The organism is Pectobacterium punjabense, from assembly GCF_012427845.1.
GTDB classification, from domain to species: Bacteria; Pseudomonadota; Gammaproteobacteria; order Enterobacterales; family Enterobacteriaceae; genus Pectobacterium; species Pectobacterium punjabense.
Genome location: NZ_CP038498.1, coordinates 3,613,400 through 3,639,496, shown reverse-complemented (window position 1 = coordinate 3,639,496; position 26,097 = coordinate 3,613,400). Strand labels below are relative to the sequence as shown.

Genomic DNA, 26,097 nt, shown 5'->3' with positions numbered 1-26,097 from the left:
TGCCTTTATACGTTAAGAATATGGTTTGTTTTATACTTTTTTGTAGTTAAATAATCTTTGTTGAACTCATTTAAAAAAGTACCAGTATTGATGAGTTGAGAAACCGAAATTCCATGAAGCTCAAGCTGAATCTTTTTTTCTGGATTATTACTTAACAGTTTTATTGATTTAACATCCAAGGCATATAACATTTGAGCGGCAATTGAAAAGTCGCGGACATCCTGAGGAAAGCCAAGCTCTATATTCGCTTGGTAAGTATCCATACCTGAACGTTGTAATTGATAAGAGTCTATTTTGTTGTATAAGCCAATACCACGGCCTTCTTGTCTTAGATAAAGCAAAATCCCTCCCTTTTTATCCATCAAAGAGAGAGCTTCTGTCAATTGTTCACCGCAGTCACATCGAAGAGAATGGAATACATCCCCGGTCATACACTCAGAATGAATTCTGACTAAAGGATCTGAATTTCCATCACAGTGGGAGAATTTTAGGGCAATGTGTTCTTTTCCATCTGATAGACCATGAAAAGTAATAAATTCAACATTACTGTTGATTCCTTTTAATGGAATTAGCGCGCGGTTCCTGATCGACAGATTATTCACATTAAACATCCTTGTTAATGATTTGTTGCGTCCAGGTTGCATTTATACTAACGATTAATTATGTTGTCAATAATTAAGCATGATTTATTTTTATATAAAAGGTATTTAATTTCATCACATGAATAGGTTGTTTTTTGAACTAAATAGGCGGTGCCATCCTATTTCAACGCGTTCACTTACTTCATTGAAGAATCACAACTGCCTATAACAGCGAGATCGTTTCCTGCATCCCGCGATTAGTTTGTTTTGTTTTTAATGAGATTGATTTAGCTTATCGCCAGCGTCATACCACTTTCGACAGGGGACAGTATGTTTAAGCATTATCAGGTGTTTAAGAAAAAAAGTATTGCGGTGCTAATGGGATGTGCACTTCTGCCAGCAGCGGCGCTGTGGTCAATGAGCGCGCAGGCGGTGACGGCGGTTTATGTCTCTGCTGCTGGTGACGGCGCAATCGATGCCTACACGCTCAATATGCAAAGCGGCGAATTGACCGCCATCGGGAAATCAGCCGCTGGTGCGAAAGTGATGCCGCTGGCCGTTAGCCCAGATAAATCGCACCTCTATGCTGCTACGCGCGGTATTCCTTACTCGGCGGTCAGCTATAACATCAACGCCAAGAGTGGTGTGCTGAGCCCGTTAGGCAAAGCAGAATTACCGGACAGCATGGCTTACATTTCGACGGATCTCACGGGGAAATGGTTGTTCAGTGCGTCTTACGGCGGCAATAAAATCGCGGTTAATGGTATCGATAACGAGGGCAAGGTGAACGCGAGTGCGGTCACGGTGGTGTCAACGGGGGAGAAAGCGCACAGCATTATTGCCGATCGCAAAAATAGGTTCGTCTTTGCCAGCAATCTAGGCAGCGATCAAATTGTGCAGTTCCGGTTTGATGCGAAAACGGGAACGTTGACGCCGAATGAGCCAGCAGAAATTAAACTGCCCGAAGGAAATGGGCCACGTCATCTGGTGTTATCGCCCGATAATAAAACGCTTTACGTGAGCAGCGAATTGTCCGGTAAAGTCGCGCGTTTGGCGCTGGATGAAAAGACAGGGCAGCTTACGCTGTTGGATTACACCGACACCATTCCTGCTGAGGCTGGGATGAGAGCGGGAACGAGTGCGCCGGATAAAAATAACGCCGATGGTCGGCCGCAGATATGGAGCGCCGATTTGCGTTTGACGCCAAATGGAAAATTTCTGTACATATCGGAACGTACCAAAAGCACGATTACGCTGTTGCGGGTTGAGCCGAAAACGGGTCAGTTGAAATACATTACACGCTACCCGACGGAAACGCAGCCGCGCGGTATTCAGATCGATCCAAGCGGGCAATTCCTTATTGCCAGCGGTGAAAAATCGACGTCGCTGTCAGTGTATCGTATCAATCAGGATAACGGGGATTTAGTGCGAGTAGGGCGCTATCCGACTGGAAAAGGCGCGAATTGGGTCGAAATCGTTAAACTGCCGTAATTGCCGCTCATCAATAAAAAACGCCCCTTTTTGTGAAAGGGGCGCTCGTCTACTGGTGATTATTTCGCGGCATCGGCAGCGGTTTTCACCCAGCCGTCAAACAGCTGTTGGTGAGCTTTAATCCAGCCATCAACATGACGTTCGATATCTTTCTGTGAACCCTGACCTTCATGCATACGCAGATTCTGCGCATTCACATCGGCGATCGGCAGCTTCATGATGGCGAATAGCTTCGCGGCTGCGGGGTTTTTCTCGGCCCATGCTTTGTTCGCGGCAATCTTCATGGTATTAACCGGGAAGCCATAGTCGGCACCGTTTGGCAGCTTGGTGCTGACATCCTTCATTTCACCCGGTTGAGAAGAAAAAGGCACCTGCAACCACACCACGTCACGTCCCGGCACCAACACATCACTCACCCAATACGGCGTCCAGGTGTAGTAAAGAATCGGCTTGCCTTCTTTATAACGGGTGATGGTATCGGCAATCATCGCCGCATAGTTACCCTGATTATGCTCTACCGTGTTGGTTAAGCCATAGGCGGGAAGATGATGATTGATAGCGGCTTCACATCCCCAGCCCGGCGTACAGCCCGTCAGATCGGCTTTGCCGTCACCATTGGTATCAAACAGCTTGGCGATTTTCGGATCTTTTAGCTGCGCAATATTGGTAATTTTGTATTTCTCAGCTGTTTTCTTATCGATCAGATAACCCTGTGCAGCACCGGAGACATATTCACCCTGACGGTAAAATTTTTCGTCTCCACCGGCGGCTTTATATTGATCGGCGTGCAGCGGGTCCCAGTTCACTGCAATAAACGTCGCATCGCCAGAGGCGATCGAGGTGTAAGCGACGTTGTAGTCCACTTCACGCGGAGGTTGCACGTCATAGCCGAGCTTTTCCAACGCGCGGCTGACCAACAGCGTCTGGAACGTTTCCTCGGAGATGGTGCTTTGCACTGGAATAACGGAGATACCTTTACCGGGTTGGGGGGTGTCGGCGGCGTAAACGTGTGTACTCAACAGTGCGGTAGTCAGGGCGGCGGCCCAAAGTTTGGTGTTACGCATCATGATTCCCTCTGTTTTTATCGTGCGTTACTGCTTGATGAAAGGACGGGTCAGCAGGCCAATTGGGCCGCTGGCGTACCAGTTTTTGTTGCCCTTGCTGCGGCGATCGCGCCCCAGAGACTGGGTAAGACGGTCAAGAATAATGGCCAGAATAACAATCCCGACGCCGCCGACGGCAGCAAGACCCATATCCAGACGGCCGATACCGCGCAGTACCATCTGACCCAGACCTCCGACAGCGATCATCGAGGCGATAACCACCATCGACAGCGCCAGCATCAGCGTCTGGTTAACACCGGCCATGATGGTTGGCATGGCCAGCGGCAGTTGAACCTTAAACAGCATCTGGCGCGGGCTGGCACCGAATGACTCTGCGGCTTCAATCAAGTCTGCTGGCACCTGGCGAATACCCAAAATCGTTAAGCGAATAATCGGCGGCAGGGCAAAGATGATGGTCACCACGACACCCGGCACGTTACCGATACCGAACAGCATGACGATAGGCACCAGATAAACGAACGCTGGCGTGGTTTGCATGGCATCGAGCAGTGGCCGGATAAACTTCGCGGCTCGTTCGCTACGTGCCAGCCAGATCCCCATGGGGAGCCCGATGAGTACGCAGAAGAACAGCGCGGTCAGTACCAATGCCAGCGTGATCATGGCCTGCGACCAGGCACCAATCGCGCCAATCGCAATCAGAGATAGTAGGGTTGCCACGCCCATGCCGAGGCTGGACATCTGCCAGGCAATCAGTGAAAACACCAGAATGGCAATCGGCGCAGGCATCCCCAGTAGAAATTGCTGGAAGCCGCCCAGAATAAAATCGACCGGCACGCGAATGCCCTGGAAGATCGGTCTGAAGTGCAGCACAACCCAGTCGATGCCGTGGGTGACCCAACTGTCCAGCGGGATCAGCGTGTCCTTAAACGGATCGAGCAGGTTGAAATGCTCGGGTGTCGCAGGAGCCGCGCTGTTTAACCAGTCACTGCCGGATTGTGCAGCCTGATGAGCGGCATCGGTTGAACCATCGGGAGCTGGAGCGCTGCTCCAGGCGTCGCTGCCGTTAGTCGGTGCATCTTGAGCAGGTGCGCCGGTAGACCAGGGATCGCTTTGCGATGTGCTGTCAGGCGTCGAACCGTGCTGTGCTGACGTAGCACTATCAGCACCGTGATCGGCTGGCGCGTTCTGCGAGCTGGTTGCCCACGGATCGTTTTGCGCGGTGTTATTACCCTGCTCAGACGTTGCGTTTTGCTCGGCAGGCTGATGTTGTGCCGCGGTGGTATCCCACGGATTTGAGGTTGATTTACTCATTGGTCACTCCTTCCTTATCCAGTGCCTGTAGCAACATTCCTTTGGAAATGATGCCAATGTACTCATGGTTTTCGCCGACGACAGGGACGGCACAGGGAGCCTGTGCGACCTGAGAAATCAGCTCGTTGAGTGACATATCTGCGGGCACGGGAGCAGGTTCAGGCAGTAACGCCTGTTCCAGCGGCTGCTGTTCTTTCAGCGCCTGCTTCAGTGAATCAATAGACACGACGCCAATGAAGCGTTTTCCCCCTTCCAGTACGTAGCCGTAATCACGGTCTTCGTCCTGAAGGATTTTCAGCGCGGAACGCGGTCCCACGCCGGGAGTTTTACGGATTAAGGTGACTGGGCGACGACGGGCGATATCTTTGGCGCTAAACACGTGGCTGATATCGACACCGCGGAAAAAGGTGCGCACATAGTCATTGGCTGGATTATTCAGGATCTCATCGGGCGTACCGACCTGAATCACTTCACCGCCATGCATGATGGCAATCCGGTCACCGATGCGCATTGCTTCATCCAGATCGTGCGAGATAAAGACGATAGTGCGTTGATGACGGGACTGGAGTTTGACTAATTCATCCTGCATTTCAGTACGGATCAGCGGATCGAGCGCGGAGAATGCCTCATCCATCAACAGGATATCGGGGTCATTCGCTAACGCACGCGCCAGACCGACACGCTGCCGCATCCCGCCAGACAGCTCATCAGGGTAAGACGCCGCGTAGGCTTCAAGCCCGACCTGTTGCAAGGCATCCAGCGCTTTTTGCTCACGCTCTGCTTTCGGTACGCCAGCCAGTTCCATACCAAACGCGGTATTGTTAAGAATATTCAGATGCGGCATCAGCGCAAAGGATTGAAACACCATACTGATCTTTTTGCGGCGCACGTCGCGCAGCGCGGTATCAGATATTCTGGAGATATCTTCACCGTCGATCAGTACCTGACCCCGAGTGGGTTCGATCAGACGATTGAGAAGGCGTACCATGGTGGATTTACCGGAGCCGGATAATCCCATGATGACAAATATCTCGCCTTCTTCAATGGCCAGACTGGCATCTTTTACCCCGACAGTAAGCCCTGTTTTTTCAAATACCTGATCTTTGCTCAGGCCTTTATCAATCAGTTTAAATGCTCTGTCTGGGTGCTCGCCAAATATCTTATAAAGATTCTTTACTTCAAGTTTAATTGCCATGAAATTATTGTTTTCCTGTGTCGTTTATAATTCTATAACCTAGCCCTGATAATGATTAAACATAATCTACCCTACCATACTCAGATTCTGAGACAACCCTTTATTGCCCCATGGATGTTTCTCTTTTAGCCAATATAGTCGATATCGTCAACGTTATTATTGTTGTCTTATCTTCATGATTTATGTGATCTTTATGATTTTCGTTTTACGGTGTAATTCTTTTTATAACAGTGTGTTAGCTGTTGGTTTTTACGTGCTGAATTAACGGCTGATATAACCTTTTCTGATGATGGATAAGCCGCGATTTATAGTGAATTTCACTAATCGAATAATATGATAAATAAATCACATTTTTTGGGTTATAGACACTCAAATAGACCGACGTAGGTACATTTTTTACTTATGATATCTGTCGGTATTTTATACAGTATAGCAAAGATATTGCGGGTAAAATGATTGCGTTAATTCCCACCAATAAATGAGAGTGTTCTGAATAATATATCTGTCATATTTAGGGAGTAACAACCATCGGTAAGTGGGGATTTTGAGTGTTTTTAAAAATTGCGAAGCAAAACCAGAAAGAGAAATAAGGACATTGTCACAAGAAAGGTATTTTGGTTATCTGCTCATCTGATTTCTGCTAAGGAAAAGCTAAACGTGGTCACTTGGGAATACCATGATTTCGAAGACTATACAGGGAATGGTGAGTTGCTCATGCGTCAGTTTATCGTTGGTGGCATGGTATATGCCATTGGTTTCCAGAAACTCCAGTCAGCGGACGAATTGCTTAATAAAGGGATTGATGAGAAACATAACATACCTGGTTTTTAAATGCCCCAGTCGGGTCTTTGGACGGTGGCTTTTGATAAAGTTGAGAATCAAGGGCATTTGGAAGCTTATCGGCATGTTGAGCTCAATTCTGGGCAAATTCTAAAGGTGATTACATCGGTTGCCAGAGCAATTTTTGACCACTACAATGTTTCCCGATCGGGTGCTTACTATTGGTGCGCCGCCCCCGACCTTTCGGGGAAAAGGAAAATTGATCTCACGGATTTATATGATGGCTTACTGGGGTTAGCAGGGAAAAGCAGATTTAACATTCGTATCCCAGGTATGCAGTCATTTAATCGACTTGGTTCAGATAGGAGAAGCTATGTCATCCTCACACGATATTACGACGTTAAGTCTTCAGGAACAGGCATTTTTCGCCTTGGGGAAAAAGCTGCAAATGGCGGCGCGTGAGGTGATCGAGCGTAAGCTGACTTCAGGTGAATATGTGCTTATTGATGGCAAATATTATTTGGCTTCAGACGCACCGAAACAAGCAGATAAATCGATGGCTGACAACTGACACAAACGCTACATGCGGATCGTTTGTGTCTTTTATTGTCATTCGTTCATCAGGCTGACGTGGGCGGCGACAACGCGCCAGCCTTTGGGCATTTTTACCCAGGTTTGCATTTGGCGGCCAACTTTCGTGCTGCCTGTGCGGGTGAATTCGGTACTGGCGACAGCCATATCATGGCCGTAGGTGGTGATGACCGTATTACGCAGGGTTCTGTCCAGACCGGAAGAGGGGCGAGCGAGGCGAAAGGCACGGATTTCCTCGATCCCGTACAGATTTTCTCCCGCACCGTAGCGCACCGTTTTTTCATCGTGCCAGAACAGTTCATCCAGTACCGCAACGTCATTACCCGTTAAGGCTTTCTCATAGCGATAGAACGCAGCGGTCACGTCGGCCAGCACATCCGGCTGGTTAATATCTTCAGGCAACATATTTTCTTTCCTCATAAGGTATATACCCTAAATAATTCGAGTTTCAGGCAGGCGGCAAGGGAGGGAGTCCCGATGAGCTTACACTGGTAAGTGATTCGGGTGACTGAGCGCAGCCAACGCACATGCAACTTGAAGTATGACGGGTATACGTGATGCCCTGCTGCTCAAGCGCCCACGCCGTCCGCAAACAAAGATCCTCGCGCCACGGCGCGGCAATAATCTGAATACCTATCGGCAGGCCGCTGGCGGTTGCCACGGGTACCGTCACGACCGGTAGTCCGACGAAGGAGATTGGCTGTGTCAGCATGCCCATATTGGCGCGCACGGGCAGGTCGGTATCATTAATGCGCATGGTTTCCTGACCAATCAGCGTGGCAGAGCAGGGGGTTGCGGGGGCGATCAGCAGATCGGTGTGTTCAAACAGCGCCAGCGTCTGGTGACGAAAATAGTTACGGAAGCGCTGTGCTTGTACATACCAGGCGGCGGGGATCATCGCGCCAGCCAGCAACCGCTCGCGTGATAGTGGCTCGAAGCGTTCAGGTTGAGTACGTAAGTCAGGCAAATACTGGTTCCCGCCTTCGCTGGCCGACAGAATAAAGGCAGCGCTGCGCGCCAGTGCGGCATCGGTGAGTGTCAGGCTGCTCTGTGCGCCCAGCGCTTGTGCGATCTGACTGACGGCGGTTTTTGCCTCCTCGCTACTCCATGTGGAAAAGTAGCCACCAAGCACCGCATAGCGCAGTCCGTCGCTGCCTGCTTCCAACTGTGCGGCGGTATGCTGCGTTTCCCTCTTGGCCTGAAAACGATCGTGTTCATCGCGACCTCGTAAGGCATCGAATACTAATGCCAGATCGTCTGCGCTACGTGCCAGCGGGCCGATGTGGTCGAGGCTGGCGACAAACGGGTGGCTACCGTGGCGTGATAAACGGCCAAATGTCGGCTTCAGCCCGAAAATGCCGCAGAGCGACGACGGCACGCGGATAGAGCCATTCGTGTCGCTGCCCAGTGTAAAGTTAACCAGTCCTGCGGCGACGGCTGACGCCGATCCGCCAGACGACCCGCCGGCAATACGCTGCGTGTCGAGCGGATTACGTGTGGGGCCGTAATGGCTGTTTTCGGTGGTAAAGCCGTAGGCATAGGCGTCCATATTCAACATGCCGGATAGCAGTGCGCCTTGACTGGCAAGCTGACGGATGGCAAAGGCATCCTGCGCAGCGGCGGGGCGTTGGCTGAGAAGTTCGGCTCCCGCCAGCGTGGTTTCACCGCTGACATCAAACAGGTTCTTGACGGCATAAGGCACACCGGCCAACGCGGGTAAGGCTTCTCCGCGTTGGCGGTATGCGTCGATACGCTCTGCTTCCGCCAACATGCGTTCGCTGGTGACATGGGTATAGGCATTAATCGTGGGGTTGTTCTGCCCAATCGCGTCTAGTGCCTGCTGTGCAAGCTCTTTGGCGGAGAACGTTCCCGCCTGCAAGCCTTGCTGAATCTGCCGGATGGATAATGGTGAGGACGTGCGTTTGGCGTATAAACTCATAACGTATACACCCCTGCAATCTCCTGATGTTCATCGAGCGGGAATGCCATCAACGGCTGTGCCATCGCATGGATGCGGCTGAATTGCACTAACAGTTCCTGACGCCGCTCCTGACTAAGTTGCAGCGCCAGTAGCGTTTCCATCTGTTGCAGATAGGCTGCCAGCGCGTCTTGTTCGATCATTGCCATTCTGTTTTCTCCGAGTTAAGTAGGGCTAGAAGCCTGCCGCACTGCCGTTGCTGCGTGGATCGAAAGCGCCTTCCAGCATGCCGTTGGTGTGGCGCACGATGGCACCCGCGTGACCGACGGTTTCGCTAAAGCTGCTCAACAGCTCGACGTCATGGCCTAATTGACGCAGTGCATCCACGGTGGCGGGTTTAAAGCGGTCTTCGATCTTCAGCGTGTCGGAGGACTGTCCCCAGGTGCGGCCCAGTAGCCAGCGTGGAGCGGTAATCGCCTGTTGCAGCGGCAGCCCTTGCTGGACGTGGCGGATAAAGATGGCCGCCTGTGTCTGCGGTTGTCCGTCTCCGCCCATCGATCCGTAGACCATCGTTCGTCCGTCGGACAGACGTGCAGCGGCGGGGTTTAGGGTATGAAAAGGCTGTTTGCCCGGCTCCAACGCTAATAGGTGTGCAGGATCGAGACTGAACGAGGCACCGCGGTTTTGCCAGAGCACGCCGGTTCCCGGTAGTACAACACCGCTGCCGAATTCATGGTAAATGCTTTGAATGAAAGAGACGCACAGACCGCTGCTGTCGCATACGCCCATCCAGACGGTATCGCCGGGGCCTTTGCCTTCTCCCCACGATGCGGCTTTTCGCGTATCGACCTGTCGCGCCAGTGCTCCAAGCGCATCATTTTCCAGCAGCGCCTGAACATTTTGCGTCATCAGCTTGGGGTCGGTAATGAAGCGGTCACGCAGGCCAAATGCCAGCTTGGTTGATTCGACAATACGGTGGATCGTCTGGCTATCGCTCAGATCTTCCATTTCTAAATGATCGGTCAGGCCGAGTATCGCGAGGGATACCAGACCCTGCGTTGGCGGCGCGAGGTTGTAGATATCGCCTTTACTGTGTTTCAACACCAGCGGCGTTGTTCGCTTGGCGCGGTAGTTCGCCAGATCGTCAGCCGTCAACGGCATCCCGAGCAGCGTCATCTGTGCTGCGAGACGGGCGGCGACGGAGCCGCGATAAAAACTGTCCAGCCCTTCAATGCTCAGCGTCGTTAAGGTATCGGCTAAATCGGACTGCGTGAAACGGCTGCCTGCACGCGGGATATTCCCCTGCGGCATAAAGAGTTGGCTAAAGGCTGGAAAATCGCTCAGTTCGTGATAGCGCTGAGTGAGCGCATCTTCCTGCGATTGTGTGACGGGAATTCCGTCGGCCGCATAGCGAATCGCGTCAGACAGTAAGCGAGCGAGCGGCAACGGTTCTCCTCCCAGTTCTTGAGAGAATGCTAACGCTTCCTGCCAGCCACCGACGGTGCCCGCGACCGTCAGCGCCGCTTTCGGGCCGCGATGCGGGATGCGGCTTTCACCCCGATAGCGTTCACGGCATGCCAATGACCCCGCAGCGCCGCTGGCATCAATAGCAACGGGTTCACCGCGCGGTGGCACAATCAGCCAGAAGCCGTCACCGCCGATCCCGTTCATATGTGGGTAGGCCACGGCAATGGTTGCCGCCGCCGCGACCATGGCTTCAATAGCATTCCCGCCTTCACGCAGAACGGCCAATGCGCTTGCGCTGGCTAAATGATGAGGTGCCACCGCCATGCCCAGCGGGGCGGTATTACTTTGCATCATTTCGATATTCCTTTTTATGTAGGGTAGTGTGAGTTGCTCTATTAACCCTAGCTATAAGCAAACGGCGTTCCAGTTTTTCGGTGCGATGGGAAGTCCATATGTGTGCCGGAAGGCGTGGCTATATCATCCTGACAATCCTGTGCTATGTTCTGCGCAATGAAACAAACGTTACAGCACGCGCAATGGACGAGAGACGATGATGCAGATAGATGAACGATTACGGGATCGCTATAGCGAGCTTTCACCGCAGGAACAGCGCGTCGCGGATTTCATCTTCGATCACTTTGACGATCTGATCAGCTACAACAGCGCCGAGCTGGCGCGGCTGAGCGGTGTCTCCAAAGCGACCGTCAGCCGCTTGTTCAAGCGGTTGGGCTACCCCAGTTACCGTGATATGCGCGATGAACTGAGAACGTTGCGCCAGAGTGGGATGCCGCTGGCGGATAACCGTGATGCGGTGCAGGGGAATACGCTGCTGGCACGGCATTACAAACAGGAAATGGCGAACCTGACGCAGTGGATAAACCAGATTGACCCCGTACAGTTTGGCGCGGTGATTCAGGCGTTGATGCAGGCGCAACGCCTGTGCCTGATTGGGCTACGCAACAGCTATCCGGTCGCGCTGCACCTGCGCCAACAGCTGCTTCAGATTCGCCAACAGGTCACGCTATTGGCACAGCCGGGGCAGACGCTATCCGAAGAGCTGGTCGATCTCACGGCGCAGGATGTCGTGATTGTGGTGGCTTTTCGCCGCCGTCCACGCTTGGTTCAGCCGTTGCTGGTACAACTGCAAAAACGCGGCGTGCCCGTGCTGCTGCTGTGTGAACCGCAGGCCAGTGCGTTGATATCACTGGCAACCTGGTCGCTGTGCGTCCCGCTGGACAGCGTCTCGGCATTTGATAGTTATTCATCCGCGATGAGTTTAGTGAATGTGATCAGCAACGCGTTATTGCATGAAATGCTACGAGATGGACGCCAGCGCATCCACCAGATCGCGGATCTTTATGGTGAACTGGATGAGCTTGAGCAACGCTAATGGTGCGTTAGTGTGGTGCTGTTGCACCGAAATGATGCGTTAAAGTGAGTGTTTAGATTCCTAATGCGCTTATCTGTCATGTAGTCACGTGGATTGTTTCGGGCGTGATAGCACTGGATTATTTTTGTGACATAGCACCACGCCCGACATAGGGCAGCTCAAACGCCGCTTGCCCTATGAACCCAGGCTTTTTTCGCGAAATTGCGCCGCTTCGCGGTACCTTCGGCGTTCATGGCCGCAACACGGACCGCCAGCGACGCGCTCCCTGCGCGGCGCTGACTTTCGCGGCGTCCATGCCGCTCATCCGGCGGTCATGCTCACCTCTGCGCAATTTTTTACGCGAATAAGGCATAAAAAACAGAAGACTCGGGCGTGGTGCATGAGTTGCATAAATTATCTCTCTGCAATCGCGCCCGAAACTGTTCACCAATATTTCATGTCCCACTGCCATATTTCAGCACAATTCCCTGACCTTCTACGTTGTTCCTCATCGCCAAGAGTACGAATTCAATCTGGCATGCTCCTTGCTTAATATCTGCAACGATGGTTTCAATTTTTGTTTTTAAAGAATCTTTCGTTTCAATTATACTAACCGGGGGCAGAGACGATGTTGATCAATAAACTGGGCATCAAAAAAGGGTTACTGGCGGTGATGGGCGCGGCAATGTTACTGGTTCAGGCCGGTAACGCGATGGCCGATCAGTTGCAGGATATCGAGAAACGCGGTGTGCTGCGTGTCGCGGTACCGCAGGATTTCCCACCGTTTGGATCGGTAGGCACCGATCTGCAACCGCAGGGTTATGATATCGATATCGCTCGCTATCTGGCGAAAGAGATGAAACTAAAGTTGCAACTGGTTCCAGTAACCAGCGCCAACCGCGTGCCGTATCTGCAAACCAACAAGGTCGATCTGGTGATCTCCAGCTTGGGCAAAAACGCCGAGCGTGAAAAAGTGATCGATTTTAGTCGCGCTTATGCGCCGTTCTTTCTGGGCGTATTTGGACCGAAAGACAGCGCGTTAGCCTCGTCAGAAGCGCTGGAAGGGAAGAGCATTGGCGTCACGCGTGGTGCGGTGGAAGATATGGTTCTGACGGAAACGGCACCGAAGGCCGCACAGATTAAGCGCTACGAGGATAACAACACCACGCTGTCGGCGTATCTGTCAGGGCAAGTGGAGTTTGTTGCCACGGGTAATTTGGTTGTCGCCGCTATCACCGAGCAGAACCCAACGAAAGCCCCTGTCGCGAAGTTTATGCTGAAAGATTCGCCGTGCTACATCGGGCTGAAGAAAGATGAGCCTGCGCTGAAAGCGAAAGTCGATGCGTTGATCGAACAGGCGCTGAAAGACGATACGCTTAATAGCCTATCGGAAAAATGGCTGAAAGCACCACTGCCAGCCAGCATCAAAGCGTAACGGGAGCGCGCCATGACCTATCAGCTTAATTTTTCCGCACTGTTGCCGTTCTGGCCTGAGCTGCTGGCGGGGCTGTGGGTCACCATTGAGCTGACAGTAATGGCAACCCTTGGCGGCATCGCCATCGGTATCTGTGGTGCGGCCTTGCGTAGCGGCAAGCCCACACTGCTGAGTCGGCTATGGGGGCTCTACGTCGAGCTGATCCGCAATACGCCGTTTGTGGTTCAACTGTTCTTTATCGTCTTCGGTTTGCCGAGTCTGGGTTGGAAGCTGACGGCCGGGGAGGCTGCGTTGTTAGCGATGTTGATTAATCTTGGCGCATACAGCACGGAGATTATCCGTGCGGGGATTCAGGTGACGCCGAAAGGCCAGTGGGAAGCTGCTCGCGTACTGGGGCTGACGCGAGTGCAGACTTTTCTGCGCGTGATTTTGCCGCCTGCGCTCCAGCGGATTTATCCAGCGCTGGTCAGCCAGTGCATCATCGTCATGCTGGGATCGTCGGTGGTGTCGCAGGTTTCCTACGAGGAACTGACCTTCGCCGCCAACCTGATTCAGTCCCGTACGTTCCTGAGCTTTGAAGTGTATCTGGCGACCACGCTGTGTTACCTCGTGCTGTCTGTTCTGATGCGGCAACTCTTACTGCTGGCGGGCCGGCGTTTCTTAGGGAGTCAGCAATCATGACATTTACCGACTGGGATATTGTGCGCAACCTGTTGCTGGCGGCGCGTTGGACGCTGCTGTTGTCGCTGACGGCCTTCATCGGCGGGGCGCTGGTGACGTTTCCGCTCATGCTGCTGCGATTGACCAAACGCAAATGGGCTACGCGCTTTGTCCATCTGTATTCCGAGCTCTTTCAGGGTACACCGCTGTTGATGCAGCTGTTTCTGGCGTTCTTCGGTCTTGCGCTGTTCGGTATTGATGTCAGTCCGTGGACGGCGGCGGCACTCGCGCTGACGCTGTTTACCAGCGCCTTTCTGGTGGATATCTGGTGCGGCAGCGTGGAAGCCTTGCCGAAAGGGCAGTGGGAAGCTTCACGCTGTCTCGGACTGGATTTCGGTCAGACGCTCTATCGGGTGATTGCACCGCAGGCGATGCGTATCGCCATCGCGCCTACCGTTGGGTTCTCTGTGCAGGTGATCAAAGGCACTGCGCTGGCATCGATCATCGGATTTATCGAACTGACCAAAGCGGGAACCATGTTGAATAACGTGACCTATCAGCCGTTTAAAGTGTTCGGATTGGTGGCGCTGGGCTATTTCCTGATGTGCTATCCGCTCTCTTACTACAGCCGCTATCTGGAGAAGAAATTCAATGCCGCTCATCACCATTAATCAGGTTCAAAAATATTACGGCCAGAACCATGTCCTGAAAGGGGTGGATCTGGATATTGAAATGGGCGAAGTCATTTCGATCATTGGGCGCAGCGGTTCGGGTAAGAGCACATTACTGCGCTGCATGAACGGTCTGGAAGGGTATCAGGATGGCAGCATCAAGCTGGGCGGGATGACCGTCACCGACAGGGATTCGCAGGCGCGGGAAATCAGCCGCTCGGTCGGGATGGTGTTCCAGAATTTCAATCTGTTTCCGCACATGACGGCGCTGGAAAACGTGATGTTGGCACCGCGCCGCGTGCTGGGTAAAAGTGCGGCGGAGTGTCAGGCGTTGGGCGAACAGATGCTCAACAAGGTCGGTTTGGGCGAACGCCTTCATTATTATCCCGCCAATCTGTCGGGCGGTCAGCAGCAGCGAGTCGCCATTGCCCGTGCATTAGCGATGAACCCAAAAGTCCTGCTGTGTGACGAAATTACGTCGGCACTCGATCCTGAACTCGTCGGTGAAGTGTTGAAGGTGCTGGAACAGCTTGCCGCAGAAGGTATGACGTTGATTCTGGTGACGCATGAAATGAATTTTGCCCGTGAAGTAGGTGACCGCGTGGTGTTTATGCATCAGGGGACGGTCTGGGAGCAGGGAGACAGCAAAACGCTGTTCGCTAACCCGCAGACCCGCGAACTGAAACAGTTTATCGCCTCGGTCCGAGGATTATCGGAAGCGTAATGACGCTTTCCGAGTGTGTAAGTCGAAATAAAAGTCTGGAGCAATAACCATGAGCAGCGAACTGTACGCGCAAATTAATCCCCCTCATCGTTTACTGATGGGGCCGGGGCCGATCAATGCCGATCCGCGCGTATTACGGGCCATGGCCAGCCAGTTGGTTGGTCAATATGACCCCGCGATGACCCATTATATGAATCAGGTTATGGCGCTCTATCGTCAGCTTTTCCGTACGGAAAACCGCTGGACGATGCTGGTGGACGGCACCTCACGTGCGGGTATCGAAGCGATCCTACTGTCGGCGATCCGCCCTGGCGATAAGGTGCTGGTACCGGTGTTTGGCCGTTTTGGTCATTTGCTGTGTGAGATTGCCCGCCGCTGTCGTGCCGAGGTTCATACTATCGACGTGCCGTGGGGGGAGGTGTTCTCACCTGACCAGATCGAAGAGGCGATCAAAACGGTGCGTCCGCGTCTGTTGCTGACGGTGCAGGGCGACACGTCCACTACCATGCTGCAACCGCTGGAGGAACTGGGTGAGATTTGCCGCCGCCACGGCGTGCTGTTCTACACCGATGCCACGGCGTCTTTCGGCGGTAATCCGCTGGAAACCGATAAATGGGGTTTGGATGCCGTTTCCGCCGGATTACAGAAATGTCTGGGCGGGCCGTCTGGCAGTTCACCGATCACGCTAAGCCCGCAGATGGAAGCGGTGATCCGTCGCCGTAAATGCGTCGAACAGGGGATCAGAACCGACGCACATCAGGATGGCGACGATGAGATGATCTATTCCAACTATTTCGATCTTGGGATGGTGATGGATTACTGGGGGCCGGAGCGCCTGAACCACCACACTGAAGCGACGAGCATGTTGTTCGCCGCCCGCGAGTGCGCGCGGGTGATCCTCGAAGAAGGGTTGGATCGCAGTATTACTCGCCATGCGCTGCACGGTAATGCGCTGGTGGCGGGAATTCAGGGAATGGGACTGGAAACCTTTGGCGATCTCAACCACAAAATGAATAACGTACTGGGCGTGGTGATTCCTGACGGCATTCACGGCGAGCAGGTGCGTAAGCTGCTGTTGGAAGATTTCGCGATTGAGATCGGTACCTCGTTCGGCCCGCTTCAGGGCAAAATCTGGCGCATCGGCACCATGGGTTACAACGCACGTAAAGACTGCGTGATGCAAACATTAACGGCGCTGGAGGCGGTACTTAATCGCCTTGGATTCAAGACAGTGCAAGGCGAGGCCTTGCAGGCTGCCTGGAACAGCTACGCGGTAAATGAGGATCGTGCATGAGTGAACCTTTACTGTCGCTCGCTGCTGCACAGACTGCCGCTGAACAGATTATGTCGCGCTGCGATGTGCTGGCTGAAATTAGCGAAACGCCCGGCCAACTGACCCGCGTCTATCTGTCGCTGGAACACCTGCGCGCCAATAGGCTGGTGGGGGAGTGGATGCGCGAAGCGGGGATGAACGTCTGGCAGGATAGCGTGGGCAATATTTGCGGTCGCTATGACGGGCTGACGCCGGATGCACCGGCGCTGCTGCTGGGTTCGCATCTGGACACGGTGCGGAATGCCGGACGCTATGACGGCATGCTGGGCGTATTAACGGCGATTGAAGTGGTACGTACGTTTCATCAGCAGGGAATCCGATTGCCCGTGGCGCTGGAGATCGTCGGCTTCGGTGATGAAGAAGGTACGCGTTTTGGCATTACCCTGCTGGGAAGCCGAGGTTTGACAGGTACCTGGCCGGAAAACTGGCTGGCATGCGAGGATGCCGAGGGCACCAGCGTGGCGCAGGCGTTGACCATTGCGGGGCTCGATCCGCTTGAGGTGGCGCAGGCGGCACGTCCGGTCAGTGACATCGTCGCTTATCTGGAATTGCACATCGAGCAGGGACCGTGCCTGGAGCAGCAGGATTTGGCACTGGGCGTGGTTACGGCAATCAACGGGGCGCGGCGGCTCAACTGCACGTTTCTCGGTCTGGCGGGGCATGCCGGAACGGTGCCGATGACGCAGCGGCAGGATGCGCTGGCAGCGGCCGCTGACTGGATGGCGCAGGCAGAACGGGTGACGCGGGAAAGCGATCCTCATCTGGTCGCTACGTTTGGGTCGTTGCAGTGTTTACCGGGGGCGGCGAACGTGATCCCCGGTGAAGTAAAGATGACGCTGGATATTCGCGGACCGGAGGATGCGCCGCTGGATGCATTGCTACAAAAACTCCTGACGCTGGCACAGGATATCGCGCGCCAGCGCCGCTGCCAGTTCAGCGCCGAAGAGTATTATCGTATTGCGGCAACCCGCTGCGATCCCGCGTTGCAGTCGGCATTAAACGAGGCAGTGACGCAGGTGCAGGGGAAAACGCTGATGCTGCCGAGCGGTGCGGGGCACGATGCCATCGCTATCGCCGAACGCTGGCCAGTGGCGATGCTCTTTGTCCGCTGTCGCGGTGGTATCAGCCATCATCCCGACGAATCTGTTATCGCGGCAGATGTAGCGCTGGCGCTACGGGCGTTTTATCAGATGGTGTTCCATCACGCATCAGCACGGTAACGCCCACCGCAACGACTATAGCGGACGTTGTTACAGCGTAAACCGATCGGCGTCGCGCCAGGCGGGGAAGGATTCCCGGTAGCTTTGCAGCGCTTCCAGCGATAGCTCGGCGTCCAGTCGGGCGGGCTGGTTGGGAGCGGCAGAGGCCAGAATTTCCCCTTGAGCATTAATAATCAGGCTATCGCCGCGGTAGCTGTGGCCGTTGCCGTCGGTGCCGACGCGGTTGCAGCCTGCCACGTAGGCCTGATTCTCAATGGCGCGCGCCGCCAGCAGCGTTTGCCAGTGTGCGGCTCGTGGTGCTGGCCAGTTGGCGACATATAGCGCCAGATCGTAATCCTGTCGATTGCGCGACCATACCGGGAAACGCAGGTCATAGCAGATCATCGGGCAGATGCGCCAGCCGCGCCACTCAAGAGTCGTTCGCTCTGTTCCAGCCTGATAGTGGTGGTGCTCATCCGCCATGCGGAACAGGTGGCGTTTATCGTAGTGATACACCTCGCCGTGTGGATCGACTAACAGGAAGCGGTTCACCGCGCCTTTTGGCGTATTTACCGCGACGCTGCCGCCGATTAGCGCATTGGTCTTTTTCGCCCATTGATGCAGCCACGCCTCGACGGCTGATTGTTCCAGGCTGCCTTTGGCGGCTTCCATCGCAAAGCCGGTGGTGAACATCTCCGGCAGGACAATCAGATCGCGTCCGTTCATTTCCGCCAACAAGGTATCGAAGTGGCGCAGATTGGCTTCCCCATCGCGCCAGACCAGCGGCTGTTGCAGTAATGAAATCTTTAAAGTCGACATAAACGCTCCGCAGCGGCATCTAACGTTGCTTCCTGTTTAGCAAAGCATAGTCGAATCAACGTGTGTGGGAACGGATCGGCGCAAAAGACGGACAGCGGAATGGCGGCGACGCCAACGTGTTCGGTCAGCCAGCGGCAGAAGCTGACATCGTCCAGATCGGAAATCGCCCGATAGTCCGCCAGCAAGAAATAGGTGCCTTCACAGGGCAGAATCTCGAAACGACTCCCTGCCAGCGCTTTGATAAAGCGATCGCGGCGTGCACGGTAAAAATCGGGCAGTTCACGCCAGTGTTGCGGCTGTTCACGCAGCATATCGGCAATGGCAAACTGGGCGGGCGTATTCACGGAGAACGTCAGATACTGGTGCACCTTACGGACTTCAGCACTCAGCGCCGCTGGCGCAACGCAATAACCGACTTTCCAGCCGGTCATGTGGAACGTTTTGCCAAATGATGAAACGGCGATAGCGCGTTGGCGCAGCGACGGATGTGCCAGCACGCTGGCGTGTCCTTCACTATCAAAGCAGATATGCTCGTAGACTTCATCACTCAACACGAAGATGTTACGTGCGGCAATCGCCTGCCACAGTTGCTCGAAATCCGCCTTCTGCCAGACGGTGGCAGACGGATTATGCGGCGTATTCAGAATGACCAGCCGGGTTCGATCGCTCAGCAAATTGGCAAAGTGCGACCAGTCGACGCGAAACGCGGGCGGCTGCAAGGCGATGCGTTTGAGTACGCCGCCGGCCAGCGTAACGGCAGGCGCATAGCTGTCATAGCTGGGATCGAAACAAATCACTTCGTCGCCGGGACGTACCAGCGCGGCAATGGCGGCAAACAGCGCTTCAGTCGCACCCGCCGTGACGGTCACTTCGCTATCGGCATCCGGCCGCCAGCCGTACAGTTCTTCCGTTTTTTCAGCAATGGCCTGACGCAGCGGCGCGACGCCGGTCATTGGCGCATATTGGTTGGCGCCCTGACTGACGTGATACGCCAGCCGCTGTTGTAAATAGTCCGGGCCGTCAAAATCAGGGAAACCTTGTGATAGATTGATGGCCTGATGCTGTTGGGCCAGCGCACTCATCTGGGTAAAAATGGTGGTGCCCAGCGAAGGCAGTTTACTGTCGGGGATCAGAGCGGCGCTCATAACGGATAGGACTCCTGCAAGCCTGTATTGCTTGGTAATATAACATGCTGTTAGTATTTGGCAATCAAGACGCTTGGACGTTTAAACGGCTAAATGCTTTTATGTACTAAGCCATAACAAAAGCATCTAAATCGCCAAAAAGCATCCAGAAAAGTAGCGAGAAAAATGAACCAAAAACGGGAAGCCTCATGACTGAAAATCAACAATTGACGGCGCTGCTTGCAGCCTGCCACTGGATCGGCGAAAAAGGCTGGTGTCCGGCGACGGGCGGCAATATGTCCGTACGCCTTGATGACGCGCAGTGCCTGATTACCGAATCGGGTAAAGATAAAGGCAGCCTTCAGGCAGAGGATTTCCTGCTGGTGGAGATTGCCACAAACCATGTGCCGAGCGGCCGTACGCCGTCGGCAGAAACCGGGCTACACACGCTGCTCTACCGCCGCGAGCCGACTATCGGTGCGGTGCTGCACACGCACTCGGTGAATGCCACGGTACTGTCTCGGGTAGAGAAGGGCGCTGAGCTGGTACTGCACGGCTACGAAATGCAAAAATCGCTGGCGGGGCAAACTACCCATTTGGATCGTGTGGCGATCCCGATTTTCGATAACGATCAGGATATTCCGGCGCTGGCGCAGCGGGTAACCGAGTACGCCAGCCACACGCCGCTCCGCTACGGCTTTCTGGTGCGCGGCCACGGCCTTTACTGTTGGGGTGCGACGGTGAAAGAAGCGCGTCGCCATCTTGAAGGATTAGAGTTCCTGTTTCAGTGTGAGTTGCAGCGCCGACTGTTGGAGGCGAAAGCATGATTAATGCGATTGTGACGGATATTGAAGGGACTACCAGCGACATCCGTTTTGTCCATCGTGTGCTGTTTCCTTATGCCCGCGAGCGGCTGGCCGACACGGTGCGGCAACACGGTAGCGATCCTGAGATCGCACAGGCACTGAACGCCTTGCGTCAGGAACTGGGTCAACCCGATGCGGATAGCGACGTGCTGATTGCCGCGTTGCACCAGTTTATGGATGAAGATCGTAAATCTACCGCGCTGAAGCAGCTACAAGGCATTATCTGGCGCGCGGGTTATCGTAATGGTGATTTTCAGGGGCACCTGTACCCTGAAGTGGCAGAGCAGCTCGCTGCGTGGCAGCAGCAAGGTCTTCGTCTGTATGTTTACTCGTCAGGCTCGGTGGAAGCGCAGCAACTACTGTTCGGTTACAGCAACGCGGGTGACCTGCGAGCGCTGTTTAGCGACTATTTCGATACTCGCGTCGGCGCGAAGCGAGAGACGAATTCTTATCGCACCATTGCGCAAGCCATCGGACTGCCTGCTGAGCAACTGTTGTTCCTGTCGGACATTCGTCAGGAGCTGGATGCCGCACAGGAAGCCGGCTGGCATACCTGCCAGCTTATTCGCGATGATGCGGATAGCGTAAGCCGCCACCGTCAGGTGGCACGTTTTGACCAGATCGACTTACCGGAGTACGCCCAATGAGTGGATTAACCATTTTTAGCGACAGCGATGCAAGCCAGCCGATTTGGCAAAGTCAGGATGCCGAGGCGATTCAGAAACAGCTGAACGACATCGGCGTGCGTTTTGAGCGCTGGGAAGCCAGCCAGAAGCTGAGCGACGCGCCGTCGTCTGAGGAAGTGCTGTCTGCTTATCAGCATGAAATCGATAAGCTGGTGGCAGAAAAAGGTTATCAGAGCTGGGATGTTATCAGCATGCGTTCGGACAATCCGCAGCGCGCGGAGCTACGCACCAAGTTTTTATCCGAGCATGTTCACCATGAAGATGAAGTGCGCTTTTTTGTCGAGGGCGCGGGGCTGTTCTGTCTGCATCTGAACGGCAAGATTTACCAGATTTTGTGTGAGAAGAACGATCTGCTCTCTGTACCGGCTGGCACGGCACACTGGTTTGATATGGGGCCGGAACCGCACTTCACCGCTATCCGTCTGTTCGATAATCCAGAAGGCTGGATCGCCCATTTTACCGGCGATAAGATCGCGGATGCCTATCCGAAGCTGGGGCGTTAATACACGGGTATTTGGCTCCTGCCAGCGCACACGCGAATCGAAGTATGATGAGTTGAGTTTGATGACAGGGAATTCCCTGTCATCAAACGATTACATCGATATTTAACTCACCATCTAATTTATTTTCGTAATTACTCTAATTATAAATACCATCGATGAGTACTTGCTTTACTATTCCTCTTTCAACCTAAAGGATCGCAAGTGATGTGTTTTTTATAATTAATTATTAGCTTTTTTAAATGTGAAATTAGGTGCTAAAAATGTAATGTGGAAGTGATTTTATCTACCGTTTTTCTTAATTATGGAAGTGAGCAGAACGTTTTATAGTGATCCTGCGTATAATAACTTTGCAAGACTTTGTGTTTCCCTGTTGGAATACTCACAAGCAGTACTGCACGATGCGAACCTGCCCCGCCAGTACCGTCATAACCTAAATAATATTCATAGTAAACTTCGTTTTTTCCAGCCGCGGGAAGAATTTTTTCATTATTATTAAATATTTTATTATTTGCATTCTTATCTACCGCACTAATCTTCGCGTTCCGGTAAGCGTCATATTCACTATTTTGTGGAGTAGGCAGGGTCTTGCTCGGCGCATTTTTACCGCAATCGGGAATTTTCGCTGCGTATGTATTGGCCGAAAGCAAAGCACTTGCAGCAATAAGGCATAGTCCCCATGTTACACGTTTAGCGTTCATGGTTGTCGGCTTGGAATCTACAGTGTTAATCAAGACTGAACGTTTAAAAATTGGCATGAGTTAATTCCTCTGTTGGCTATGGAGTGAGAAAGTTGCTCAATCAACAATAGTCATTTTTGATGAATAATAAAGCTAAATAGCAATGATTTATTTATATTGTTGTTTCTGTTATATATTCATATTCTGTATTAATAGGGGGTGACCGATGACTCATGTAAATTTATAAAACATTCATGTAATAATAAGCATAATAATAAGGAAGGAATGCCTTTAATGGTTTTAATCTGATACATAATGAAAATTTTGATCGCCTCTCAGGAGCGGTATCCTAAAGGTATGACTGGTTTTACTACCGTGACTGCCATCGTGTGTTTTAGCTTATTTACTTTATATGAGGCCGATAACCTGGACGTTAAAAGTCAGAATGAGTAGTGGAGACCGGGTAATATTGGAGAATTGGTTGCGCCGCGTCCGTGCGGCTCATTCAGACGCCCATTATCTCCTCGGCCTTTGTTTCACTCACAGACCTTTGTTTCACCCACAGAATAGTTACGCCGAGGAGAGCCACATGACTGAAATGTATTTTTCTATTTCAGTGTGTTCTGAAATATCCCTTCTTTAACGTCCTGTGGGGTGATTATGCCAGTGTCGAGTACCCAGCCGCTGATTAGTGCGGCAGGGGTGACATCAAACGCCGGGTTGTAGACGGCAGCGTTCTGCGGTGCCCACTGGCAATGGCCGAAGCTGCCGGAAACTCCGGTAACCTCTGCTGCGGCGCGTTGTTCGATAGGAATTGCCCGACCATCTAGGCATGCCGGATCGTGCGTGGTGTGCGGTGCCGCGACGTAAAACGGAATCTGGTGATAGTGCGCGAGCACTGCCAGACTGTAGGTGCCGATCTTATTGGCGACATCGCCGTTGGCCGCGATACGGTCGGCACCGACCCAAATTGCATCGACCTGACCCTGTGCCATCAGGCTGGCGGCCATCGAATCACAAATCAGATGATAGGGAATACCCAGCTCGCCTAGCTCCCAGGTTGTGAGGCGTCCGCCCTGTAATAGCGGGCGGGTCTCATCGACCCACACCTGCGTGACCTTCCCCTGCTGGTGTGCACGCAGCAGTACGCCGATGGCGGTGCCGATGCCTGCGGTTGCCAGCCCGCCGGTATTGCAGTGGGTTAGCAAGCGGCTATTTGGCTTCACTAACGCCGCGCCATGATCGGCGATGCGTTCACATAGCGCACGATCTTCCTCTACTAAGCGTAGGGCTTCCTGCACCAGCGCTGCGACAAACTGTGGCTGTGCCAGCGCCAGTTTCATGCGATCCAAATTGTTCATCAGGTTGACGGCGGTAGGACGCGATGCCCGCAGCGTCTCCAGCGCCAGTGCCAGTTCAGCCTGTGATAATCCTTTCTCTGCCAGCAGCGCGAGCAGCAGGCTGGCTGACAGGCCGATGAGTGGCGCGCCGCGTACTCGTAGCGTCTGGATATGCTCAACCAGTGATGCGACATCCGGGCAAGGGCTCCAGCGTTTCTCTTGCGGTAGCGCCTGCTGGTCAAGTATCCACAATTGGTTATCAACGATTTTCAGGCTCGTTGTGTTAAGTGTCTGCATAGGTCGTTAAATCCATGTTGCATCGATATTCGTATTCTGCCAAGATGCCTAATAGATGTATAGACGTCCGAACGTTTTTATGTCCGTATTTTAAATTCCAGAAACATTTTAATTTAAGAATAGTTTTAATTTCAGAATGGTTTTGATTCCAGAATAAGTTTGATTTCAGAATAGCGAGGAGTTGGAATGTCACTTTACCGCACTTTTACGGCGGATGACGCTGTTGCATATGCCCGTCAGTACGGCGGTGTCAGTCAGCCGCAAACGCTGGTAGCCGCAGAAGAGATCGGCGATGGCAATCTGAATCTGGTGTTTAAAATTAAAGATGAAACGGGTGTCAGTCAGGTGATTGTTAAACAGGCGCTGCCCTATGTGCGTTGCGTCGGGGAATCCTGGCCGCTGACGCTCGATCGCGCCCGTATTGAAGCTGAGACCTTGCTGACGCACGCCCGTTTTTGTCCTCAGCATACCGTGGCCGTGCTGTACCACGATCCCGAACTGGCGGTGATGGTGCAGGAAGATCTTTCCGATCATCGCATCTGGCGCAGCGAGCTGGTGAACGGTGCGGATTATCCTCAGGCCGCAGCGCAGCTAGGGGAATATCTGGCACAAACGTTATTCCATACTTCTGATTTCTATCAGCACCCGCATGAGAAGAAAGCGGCGGTAAGCCAGTTTACCAACCCTGAACTGTGTCAGATTACCGAAGACCTGTTTTTTACCGACCCTTATATCGACCACGAAAGAAACCAGTTTGATGCGGCGTTGACGCAGGATGTGCAGGCACTGCGTGACGATAAAGCGCTGAAGCTGGCGGTCGCCGGGCTGAAGCACCGCTTTCTGAGCAAAGCCGAGGCGCTGTTGCACGGTGACATTCACAGCGGGTCGATCTTTGTGGCAGAAGGGCGCCTGAAGGCGATTGATGCTGAATTCGGTTTCTACGGACCGATGGGGTTTGATGTCGGCACCGCTGTCGGCAACTTGCTGCTGAATTATTGCGGCCTGCCGGGGCTGTTGGCTCCGCGTGAGGCGGCGGCAGGGCGTGAACGGCGTCTTGAAGATATTCGTACGCTGTGGCAGACCTTTTCCGCCCGCTTCTTGGCATTAAGCGAAGATGACAGTCGCGATCCGTCACTGGCGGAGTCGGGCTATGCCGCGTTGTTTTTGCAGCAGGTTTGGCGGGATGCTATCGGTTACTGTGGAACTGAATTGATTCGCCGCACGATAGGATTGGCACATGTCGCCGATTTGGACAGCATTCAGGAGACGGAAGCGCGTCTGGCATGTCAGCGTCATGCGATTTCGCTGGGCAGGACGTTGGTGCTGGCCGCTCCGCATATTGCTGATGTGGATGCGCTACTGGCGCGTGTACGGCAGAGCGGTGCTTAATTAGCCACACAATTTCAAGATCCGCTCCCGTCAATGAACCGGATGGGAGCGGTAAACAGACTATTTCTTCCCTTTATTCATCATGGCCTGCAAATTCGCGAAAGGGTTATGCGTGGCAACACCAACATCCTTCTGCGCATCTTCACCTGCAACGACGGTCGAGCCGTACATATCTGCATCGGTATATTTCGAATGCTCGTGGTCGTGGCAGTAGAGACACAGCATTTCCCAGTTACTGCCGTCTTCCGGGTTATTACTGTGATCGTGATCGATGTGGTGAACGGTTAATTCACGCAAGTTGGAATAGACGAATTCGCGTGAACAACGACCACACACCCACGGGAAAAGCTTGAGCGCTTTTTCGCGGTAGCCGCTTTCAAGTCTGGCGTAGTTCTTGGGGATGTAAGCCATGTGTCGGGTTTCATTCAGAAGAAAAGGTGATGTGGATTTTACAACTGATGTGCCTTTAAAGGAAAGAACAGGCCGGTATAACCGAGCTGGATTTACTGACAAAGCTTGTTGAGCGGTGATAATGGATAGATCGTAAAGACGCTGCGAGTACATCCCTGTAAGCTCGAGCCGCGCGGATAGGAATCTCATCCCTGAG

Annotated in this window: 27 protein-coding genes; 14 read left to right on the top strand and 13 right to left on the bottom strand. The window is 53.2% G+C overall.

The genetic code is table 11. The features are described 5' to 3' along the window. Positions 1-5: 5 nt before the first annotated feature. The gene (locus tag E2566_RS16555; protein WP_240618667.1) at positions 6-611 is read right to left on the bottom strand and encodes a GTP cyclohydrolase II; all 606 of its coding nucleotides are present in this window, start codon (positions 609-611) and stop codon (positions 6-8) included. A gap of 300 nt (positions 612-911) precedes the next feature. Here E2566_RS16555 and E2566_RS16550 point away from each other — a divergent pair, with 300 nt between their 5' ends. Beyond that, positions 912-2,072, top strand: coding sequence for a lactonase family protein (locus E2566_RS16550; RefSeq protein WP_107171016.1), 1,161 nt, complete (start codon positions 912-914; stop codon positions 2,070-2,072). 59 nt (positions 2,073-2,131) lie between these two features. Here the strand turns inward: E2566_RS16550 and proX are convergent, their stop codons facing one another. The 3 genes from proX to proV are packed head-to-tail and all read right to left on the bottom strand — an operon-like array spanning position 2,132 to position 5,642. Beyond that, the gene (gene proX, locus E2566_RS16545) at positions 2,132-3,136 is read right to left on the bottom strand and encodes a glycine betaine/L-proline ABC transporter substrate-binding protein ProX (RefSeq protein WP_107171015.1); all 1,005 of its coding nucleotides are present in this window, start codon (positions 3,134-3,136) and stop codon (positions 2,132-2,134) included. 27 nt (positions 3,137-3,163) lie between these two features. Next, positions 3,164-4,447 carry a glycine betaine/L-proline ABC transporter permease ProW gene (gene proW, locus E2566_RS16540; RefSeq protein WP_107171014.1) on the bottom strand — a complete coding sequence of 428 codons (1,284 nt, stop codon included), beginning with the start codon at positions 4,445-4,447 and terminating at the stop codon, positions 3,164-3,166. Further along, positions 4,440-5,642 carry a glycine betaine/L-proline ABC transporter ATP-binding protein ProV gene (gene proV / locus E2566_RS16535; protein ID WP_107171013.1) on the bottom strand — a complete coding sequence of 401 codons (1,203 nt, stop codon included), beginning with the start codon at positions 5,640-5,642 and terminating at the stop codon, positions 4,440-4,442. The genes proW and proV overlap by 8 nt, the downstream gene beginning before the upstream one ends. A 657-nt stretch (positions 5,643-6,299) precedes the next feature. On the opposite strand from proV, the gene E2566_RS16530 reads away from it, so the two are divergent. Together E2566_RS16530 and E2566_RS16525 are read left to right on the top strand one after the other, a co-directional pair. Further along, positions 6,300-6,473: a hypothetical protein gene (locus tag E2566_RS16530; RefSeq protein ID WP_165800682.1), complete on the top strand. Its 174-nt coding sequence runs from the start codon at positions 6,300-6,302 to the stop codon at positions 6,471-6,473. 322 nt (positions 6,474-6,795) lie between these two features. Next, a complete protein-coding gene (locus tag E2566_RS16525) occupies positions 6,796-6,993 on the top strand; it encodes a hypothetical protein (RefSeq protein ID WP_107171012.1) in 198 nt (65 codons plus the stop codon). Positions 6,994-7,031: 38 nt separating this feature from the next. Here E2566_RS16525 and hpxZ read toward each other — a convergent pair whose 3' ends face one another. From hpxZ to E2566_RS16505, 4 genes are read right to left on the bottom strand one after another with little or no spacing between them, the layout of a single operon-like run. Then, complete coding sequence (hpxZ, locus tag E2566_RS16520) at positions 7,032-7,418, bottom strand: oxalurate catabolism protein HpxZ (protein ID WP_107171011.1); 387 nt, start codon at positions 7,416-7,418, stop codon at positions 7,032-7,034. 43 nt (positions 7,419-7,461) lie between these two features. Then, positions 7,462-8,952, bottom strand: coding sequence for an AtzE family amidohydrolase (locus tag E2566_RS16515; protein ID WP_107171010.1), 1,491 nt, complete (start codon positions 8,950-8,952; stop codon positions 7,462-7,464). Beyond that, the gene (hpxX, locus tag E2566_RS16510; RefSeq protein WP_107171009.1) at positions 8,949-9,140 is read right to left on the bottom strand and encodes an oxalurate catabolism protein HpxX; all 192 of its coding nucleotides are present in this window, start codon (positions 9,138-9,140) and stop codon (positions 8,949-8,951) included. Before hpxX ends, E2566_RS16515 begins: the two co-directional genes overlap by 4 nt. A gap of 25 nt (positions 9,141-9,165) precedes the next feature. After that, positions 9,166-10,752, bottom strand: coding sequence for a gamma-glutamyltransferase family protein (locus E2566_RS16505; RefSeq protein ID WP_107171008.1), 1,587 nt, complete (start codon positions 10,750-10,752; stop codon positions 9,166-9,168). Positions 10,753-10,948: 196 nt separating this feature from the next. Here E2566_RS16505 and E2566_RS16500 point away from each other — a divergent pair, with 196 nt between their 5' ends. The 7 genes from E2566_RS16500 (at position 10,949) to hpxK (ending at position 17,810) form a co-directional block, all read left to right on the top strand. Beyond that, positions 10,949-11,788 carry a MurR/RpiR family transcriptional regulator gene (locus E2566_RS16500; RefSeq protein WP_107171007.1) on the top strand — a complete coding sequence of 280 codons (840 nt, stop codon included), beginning with the start codon at positions 10,949-10,951 and terminating at the stop codon, positions 11,786-11,788. Between the two features lie 628 nt (positions 11,789-12,416). Further along, positions 12,417-13,202 carry a transporter substrate-binding domain-containing protein gene (locus E2566_RS16495; RefSeq protein ID WP_107171036.1) on the top strand — a complete coding sequence of 262 codons (786 nt, stop codon included), beginning with the start codon at positions 12,417-12,419 and terminating at the stop codon, positions 13,200-13,202. Positions 13,203-13,214: 12 nt separating this feature from the next. Next, positions 13,215-13,883, top strand: coding sequence for an amino acid ABC transporter permease (locus E2566_RS16490; protein ID WP_107171006.1), 669 nt, complete (start codon positions 13,215-13,217; stop codon positions 13,881-13,883). Next, positions 13,880-14,533, top strand: a complete 654-nt coding sequence (locus tag E2566_RS16485) for an amino acid ABC transporter permease (protein WP_011094998.1) — start codon at positions 13,880-13,882, stop codon at positions 14,531-14,533. Before E2566_RS16490 ends, E2566_RS16485 begins: the two co-directional genes overlap by 4 nt. Beyond that, positions 14,514-15,257, top strand: coding sequence for an amino acid ABC transporter ATP-binding protein (locus E2566_RS16480; RefSeq protein ID WP_107171005.1), 744 nt, complete (start codon positions 14,514-14,516; stop codon positions 15,255-15,257). Before E2566_RS16485 ends, E2566_RS16480 begins: the two co-directional genes overlap by 20 nt. A 49-nt stretch (positions 15,258-15,306) precedes the next feature. Then, positions 15,307-16,551 carry a pyridoxal-phosphate-dependent aminotransferase family protein gene (locus E2566_RS16475; RefSeq protein ID WP_107171004.1) on the top strand — a complete coding sequence of 415 codons (1,245 nt, stop codon included), beginning with the start codon at positions 15,307-15,309 and terminating at the stop codon, positions 16,549-16,551. Then, positions 16,548-17,810, top strand: a complete 1,263-nt coding sequence (gene hpxK / locus E2566_RS16470; protein WP_107171003.1) for an allantoate amidohydrolase — start codon at positions 16,548-16,550, stop codon at positions 17,808-17,810. Before E2566_RS16475 ends, hpxK begins: the two co-directional genes overlap by 4 nt. Positions 17,811-17,840: 30 nt before the next feature. On the opposite strand, the gene E2566_RS16465 is transcribed toward hpxK, so the two are convergent. Together E2566_RS16465 and E2566_RS16460 are read right to left on the bottom strand one after the other, a co-directional pair. Next, positions 17,841-18,608: an amidohydrolase gene (locus E2566_RS16465; RefSeq protein ID WP_107171002.1), complete on the bottom strand. Its 768-nt coding sequence runs from the start codon at positions 18,606-18,608 to the stop codon at positions 17,841-17,843. Next, positions 18,596-19,753, bottom strand: a complete 1,158-nt coding sequence (locus tag E2566_RS16460) for a pyridoxal phosphate-dependent aminotransferase (RefSeq protein WP_107171001.1) — start codon at positions 19,751-19,753, stop codon at positions 18,596-18,598. The genes E2566_RS16465 and E2566_RS16460 overlap by 13 nt, the downstream gene beginning before the upstream one ends. A 188-nt stretch (positions 19,754-19,941) precedes the next feature. On the opposite strand from E2566_RS16460, the gene E2566_RS16455 reads away from it, so the two are divergent. From E2566_RS16455 to E2566_RS16445, 3 genes are read left to right on the top strand one after another with little or no spacing between them, the layout of a single operon-like run. Continuing rightward, positions 19,942-20,559: a methylthioribulose 1-phosphate dehydratase gene (locus tag E2566_RS16455; protein ID WP_014916420.1), complete on the top strand. Its 618-nt coding sequence runs from the start codon at positions 19,942-19,944 to the stop codon at positions 20,557-20,559. Continuing rightward, on the top strand, positions 20,556-21,245 hold the full coding sequence (gene mtnC / locus E2566_RS16450) for an acireductone synthase (protein WP_107171000.1): 690 nt from the start codon (positions 20,556-20,558) through the stop codon (positions 21,243-21,245). Before E2566_RS16455 ends, mtnC begins: the two co-directional genes overlap by 4 nt. Next, positions 21,242-21,787, top strand: a complete 546-nt coding sequence (locus tag E2566_RS16445; RefSeq protein WP_107170999.1) for a 1,2-dihydroxy-3-keto-5-methylthiopentene dioxygenase — start codon at positions 21,242-21,244, stop codon at positions 21,785-21,787. Before mtnC ends, E2566_RS16445 begins: the two co-directional genes overlap by 4 nt. Positions 21,788-22,086: 299 nt before the next feature. On the opposite strand, the gene E2566_RS16440 is transcribed toward E2566_RS16445, so the two are convergent. Beyond that, positions 22,087-22,542, bottom strand: coding sequence for a ribonuclease domain-containing protein (locus E2566_RS16440; RefSeq protein ID WP_107170998.1), 456 nt, complete (start codon positions 22,540-22,542; stop codon positions 22,087-22,089). A gap of 530 nt (positions 22,543-23,072) precedes the next feature. Continuing rightward, positions 23,073-24,101, bottom strand: coding sequence for an S-methyl-5-thioribose-1-phosphate isomerase (gene mtnA / locus E2566_RS16435; RefSeq protein ID WP_107170997.1), 1,029 nt, complete (start codon positions 24,099-24,101; stop codon positions 23,073-23,075). A 186-nt stretch (positions 24,102-24,287) separates the two neighbouring features. Between mtnA and mtnK the strand changes: the two genes are divergently transcribed. Next, a complete protein-coding gene (gene mtnK, locus E2566_RS16430) occupies positions 24,288-25,490 on the top strand; it encodes an S-methyl-5-thioribose kinase (protein WP_107170996.1) in 1,203 nt (400 codons plus the stop codon). 60 nt (positions 25,491-25,550) lie between these two features. Here the strand turns inward: mtnK and yajD are convergent, their stop codons facing one another. Continuing rightward, a complete protein-coding gene (yajD, locus tag E2566_RS16425; protein ID WP_010282592.1) occupies positions 25,551-25,901 on the bottom strand; it encodes an HNH nuclease YajD in 351 nt (116 codons plus the stop codon). Positions 25,902-26,097 lie beyond the last annotated feature (196 nt).

Excerpts from the sequence above, each read along its gene's own strand:
- E2566_RS16555 (WP_240618667.1), bottom strand. The coding sequence starts at position 611 with ATGTTTAATGTGAATAATCTGTCGATCAGGAACCGCGCGCTAATTCCA.
- E2566_RS16550 (WP_107171016.1), top strand. The coding sequence starts at position 912 with ATGTTTAAGCATTATCAGGTGTTTAAGAAAAAAAGTATTGCGGTGCTA.
- proX (WP_107171015.1), bottom strand. The coding sequence starts at position 3,136 with ATGCGTAACACCAAACTTTGGGCCGCCGCCCTGACTACCGCACTGTTG.
- proW (WP_107171014.1), bottom strand. The coding sequence starts at position 4,447 with ATGAGTAAATCAACCTCAAATCCGTGGGATACCACCGCGGCACAACAT.
- proV (WP_107171013.1), bottom strand. The coding sequence starts at position 5,642 with ATGGCAATTAAACTTGAAGTAAAGAATCTTTATAAGATATTTGGCGAG.
- E2566_RS16525 (WP_107171012.1), top strand. The coding sequence starts at position 6,796 with ATGTCATCCTCACACGATATTACGACGTTAAGTCTTCAGGAACAGGCA.
- hpxZ (WP_107171011.1), bottom strand. The coding sequence starts at position 7,418 with ATGTTGCCTGAAGATATTAACCAGCCGGATGTGCTGGCCGACGTGACC.
- E2566_RS16515 (WP_107171010.1), bottom strand. The coding sequence starts at position 8,952 with ATGAGTTTATACGCCAAACGCACGTCCTCACCATTATCCATCCGGCAG.
- hpxX (WP_107171009.1), bottom strand. The coding sequence starts at position 9,140 with ATGGCAATGATCGAACAAGACGCGCTGGCAGCCTATCTGCAACAGATG.
- E2566_RS16505 (WP_107171008.1), bottom strand. The coding sequence starts at position 10,752 with ATGATGCAAAGTAATACCGCCCCGCTGGGCATGGCGGTGGCACCTCAT.
- E2566_RS16500 (WP_107171007.1), top strand. The coding sequence starts at position 10,949 with ATGATGCAGATAGATGAACGATTACGGGATCGCTATAGCGAGCTTTCA.
- E2566_RS16490 (WP_107171006.1), top strand. The coding sequence starts at position 13,215 with ATGACCTATCAGCTTAATTTTTCCGCACTGTTGCCGTTCTGGCCTGAG.
- E2566_RS16485 (WP_011094998.1), top strand. The coding sequence starts at position 13,880 with ATGACATTTACCGACTGGGATATTGTGCGCAACCTGTTGCTGGCGGCG.
- E2566_RS16480 (WP_107171005.1), top strand. The coding sequence starts at position 14,514 with ATGCCGCTCATCACCATTAATCAGGTTCAAAAATATTACGGCCAGAAC.
- E2566_RS16475 (WP_107171004.1), top strand. The coding sequence starts at position 15,307 with ATGAGCAGCGAACTGTACGCGCAAATTAATCCCCCTCATCGTTTACTG.
- hpxK (WP_107171003.1), top strand. The coding sequence starts at position 16,548 with ATGAGTGAACCTTTACTGTCGCTCGCTGCTGCACAGACTGCCGCTGAA.
- E2566_RS16465 (WP_107171002.1), bottom strand. The coding sequence starts at position 18,608 with ATGTCGACTTTAAAGATTTCATTACTGCAACAGCCGCTGGTCTGGCGC.
- E2566_RS16460 (WP_107171001.1), bottom strand. The coding sequence starts at position 19,753 with ATGAGCGCCGCTCTGATCCCCGACAGTAAACTGCCTTCGCTGGGCACC.
- E2566_RS16455 (WP_014916420.1), top strand. The coding sequence starts at position 19,942 with ATGACTGAAAATCAACAATTGACGGCGCTGCTTGCAGCCTGCCACTGG.
- mtnC (WP_107171000.1), top strand. The coding sequence starts at position 20,556 with ATGATTAATGCGATTGTGACGGATATTGAAGGGACTACCAGCGACATC.
- E2566_RS16445 (WP_107170999.1), top strand. The coding sequence starts at position 21,242 with ATGAGTGGATTAACCATTTTTAGCGACAGCGATGCAAGCCAGCCGATT.
- E2566_RS16440 (WP_107170998.1), bottom strand. The coding sequence starts at position 22,542 with ATGCCAATTTTTAAACGTTCAGTCTTGATTAACACTGTAGATTCCAAG.
- mtnA (WP_107170997.1), bottom strand. The coding sequence starts at position 24,101 with ATGCAGACACTTAACACAACGAGCCTGAAAATCGTTGATAACCAATTG.
- mtnK (WP_107170996.1), top strand. The coding sequence starts at position 24,288 with ATGTCACTTTACCGCACTTTTACGGCGGATGACGCTGTTGCATATGCC.
- yajD (WP_010282592.1), bottom strand. The coding sequence starts at position 25,901 with ATGGCTTACATCCCCAAGAACTACGCCAGACTTGAAAGCGGCTACCGC.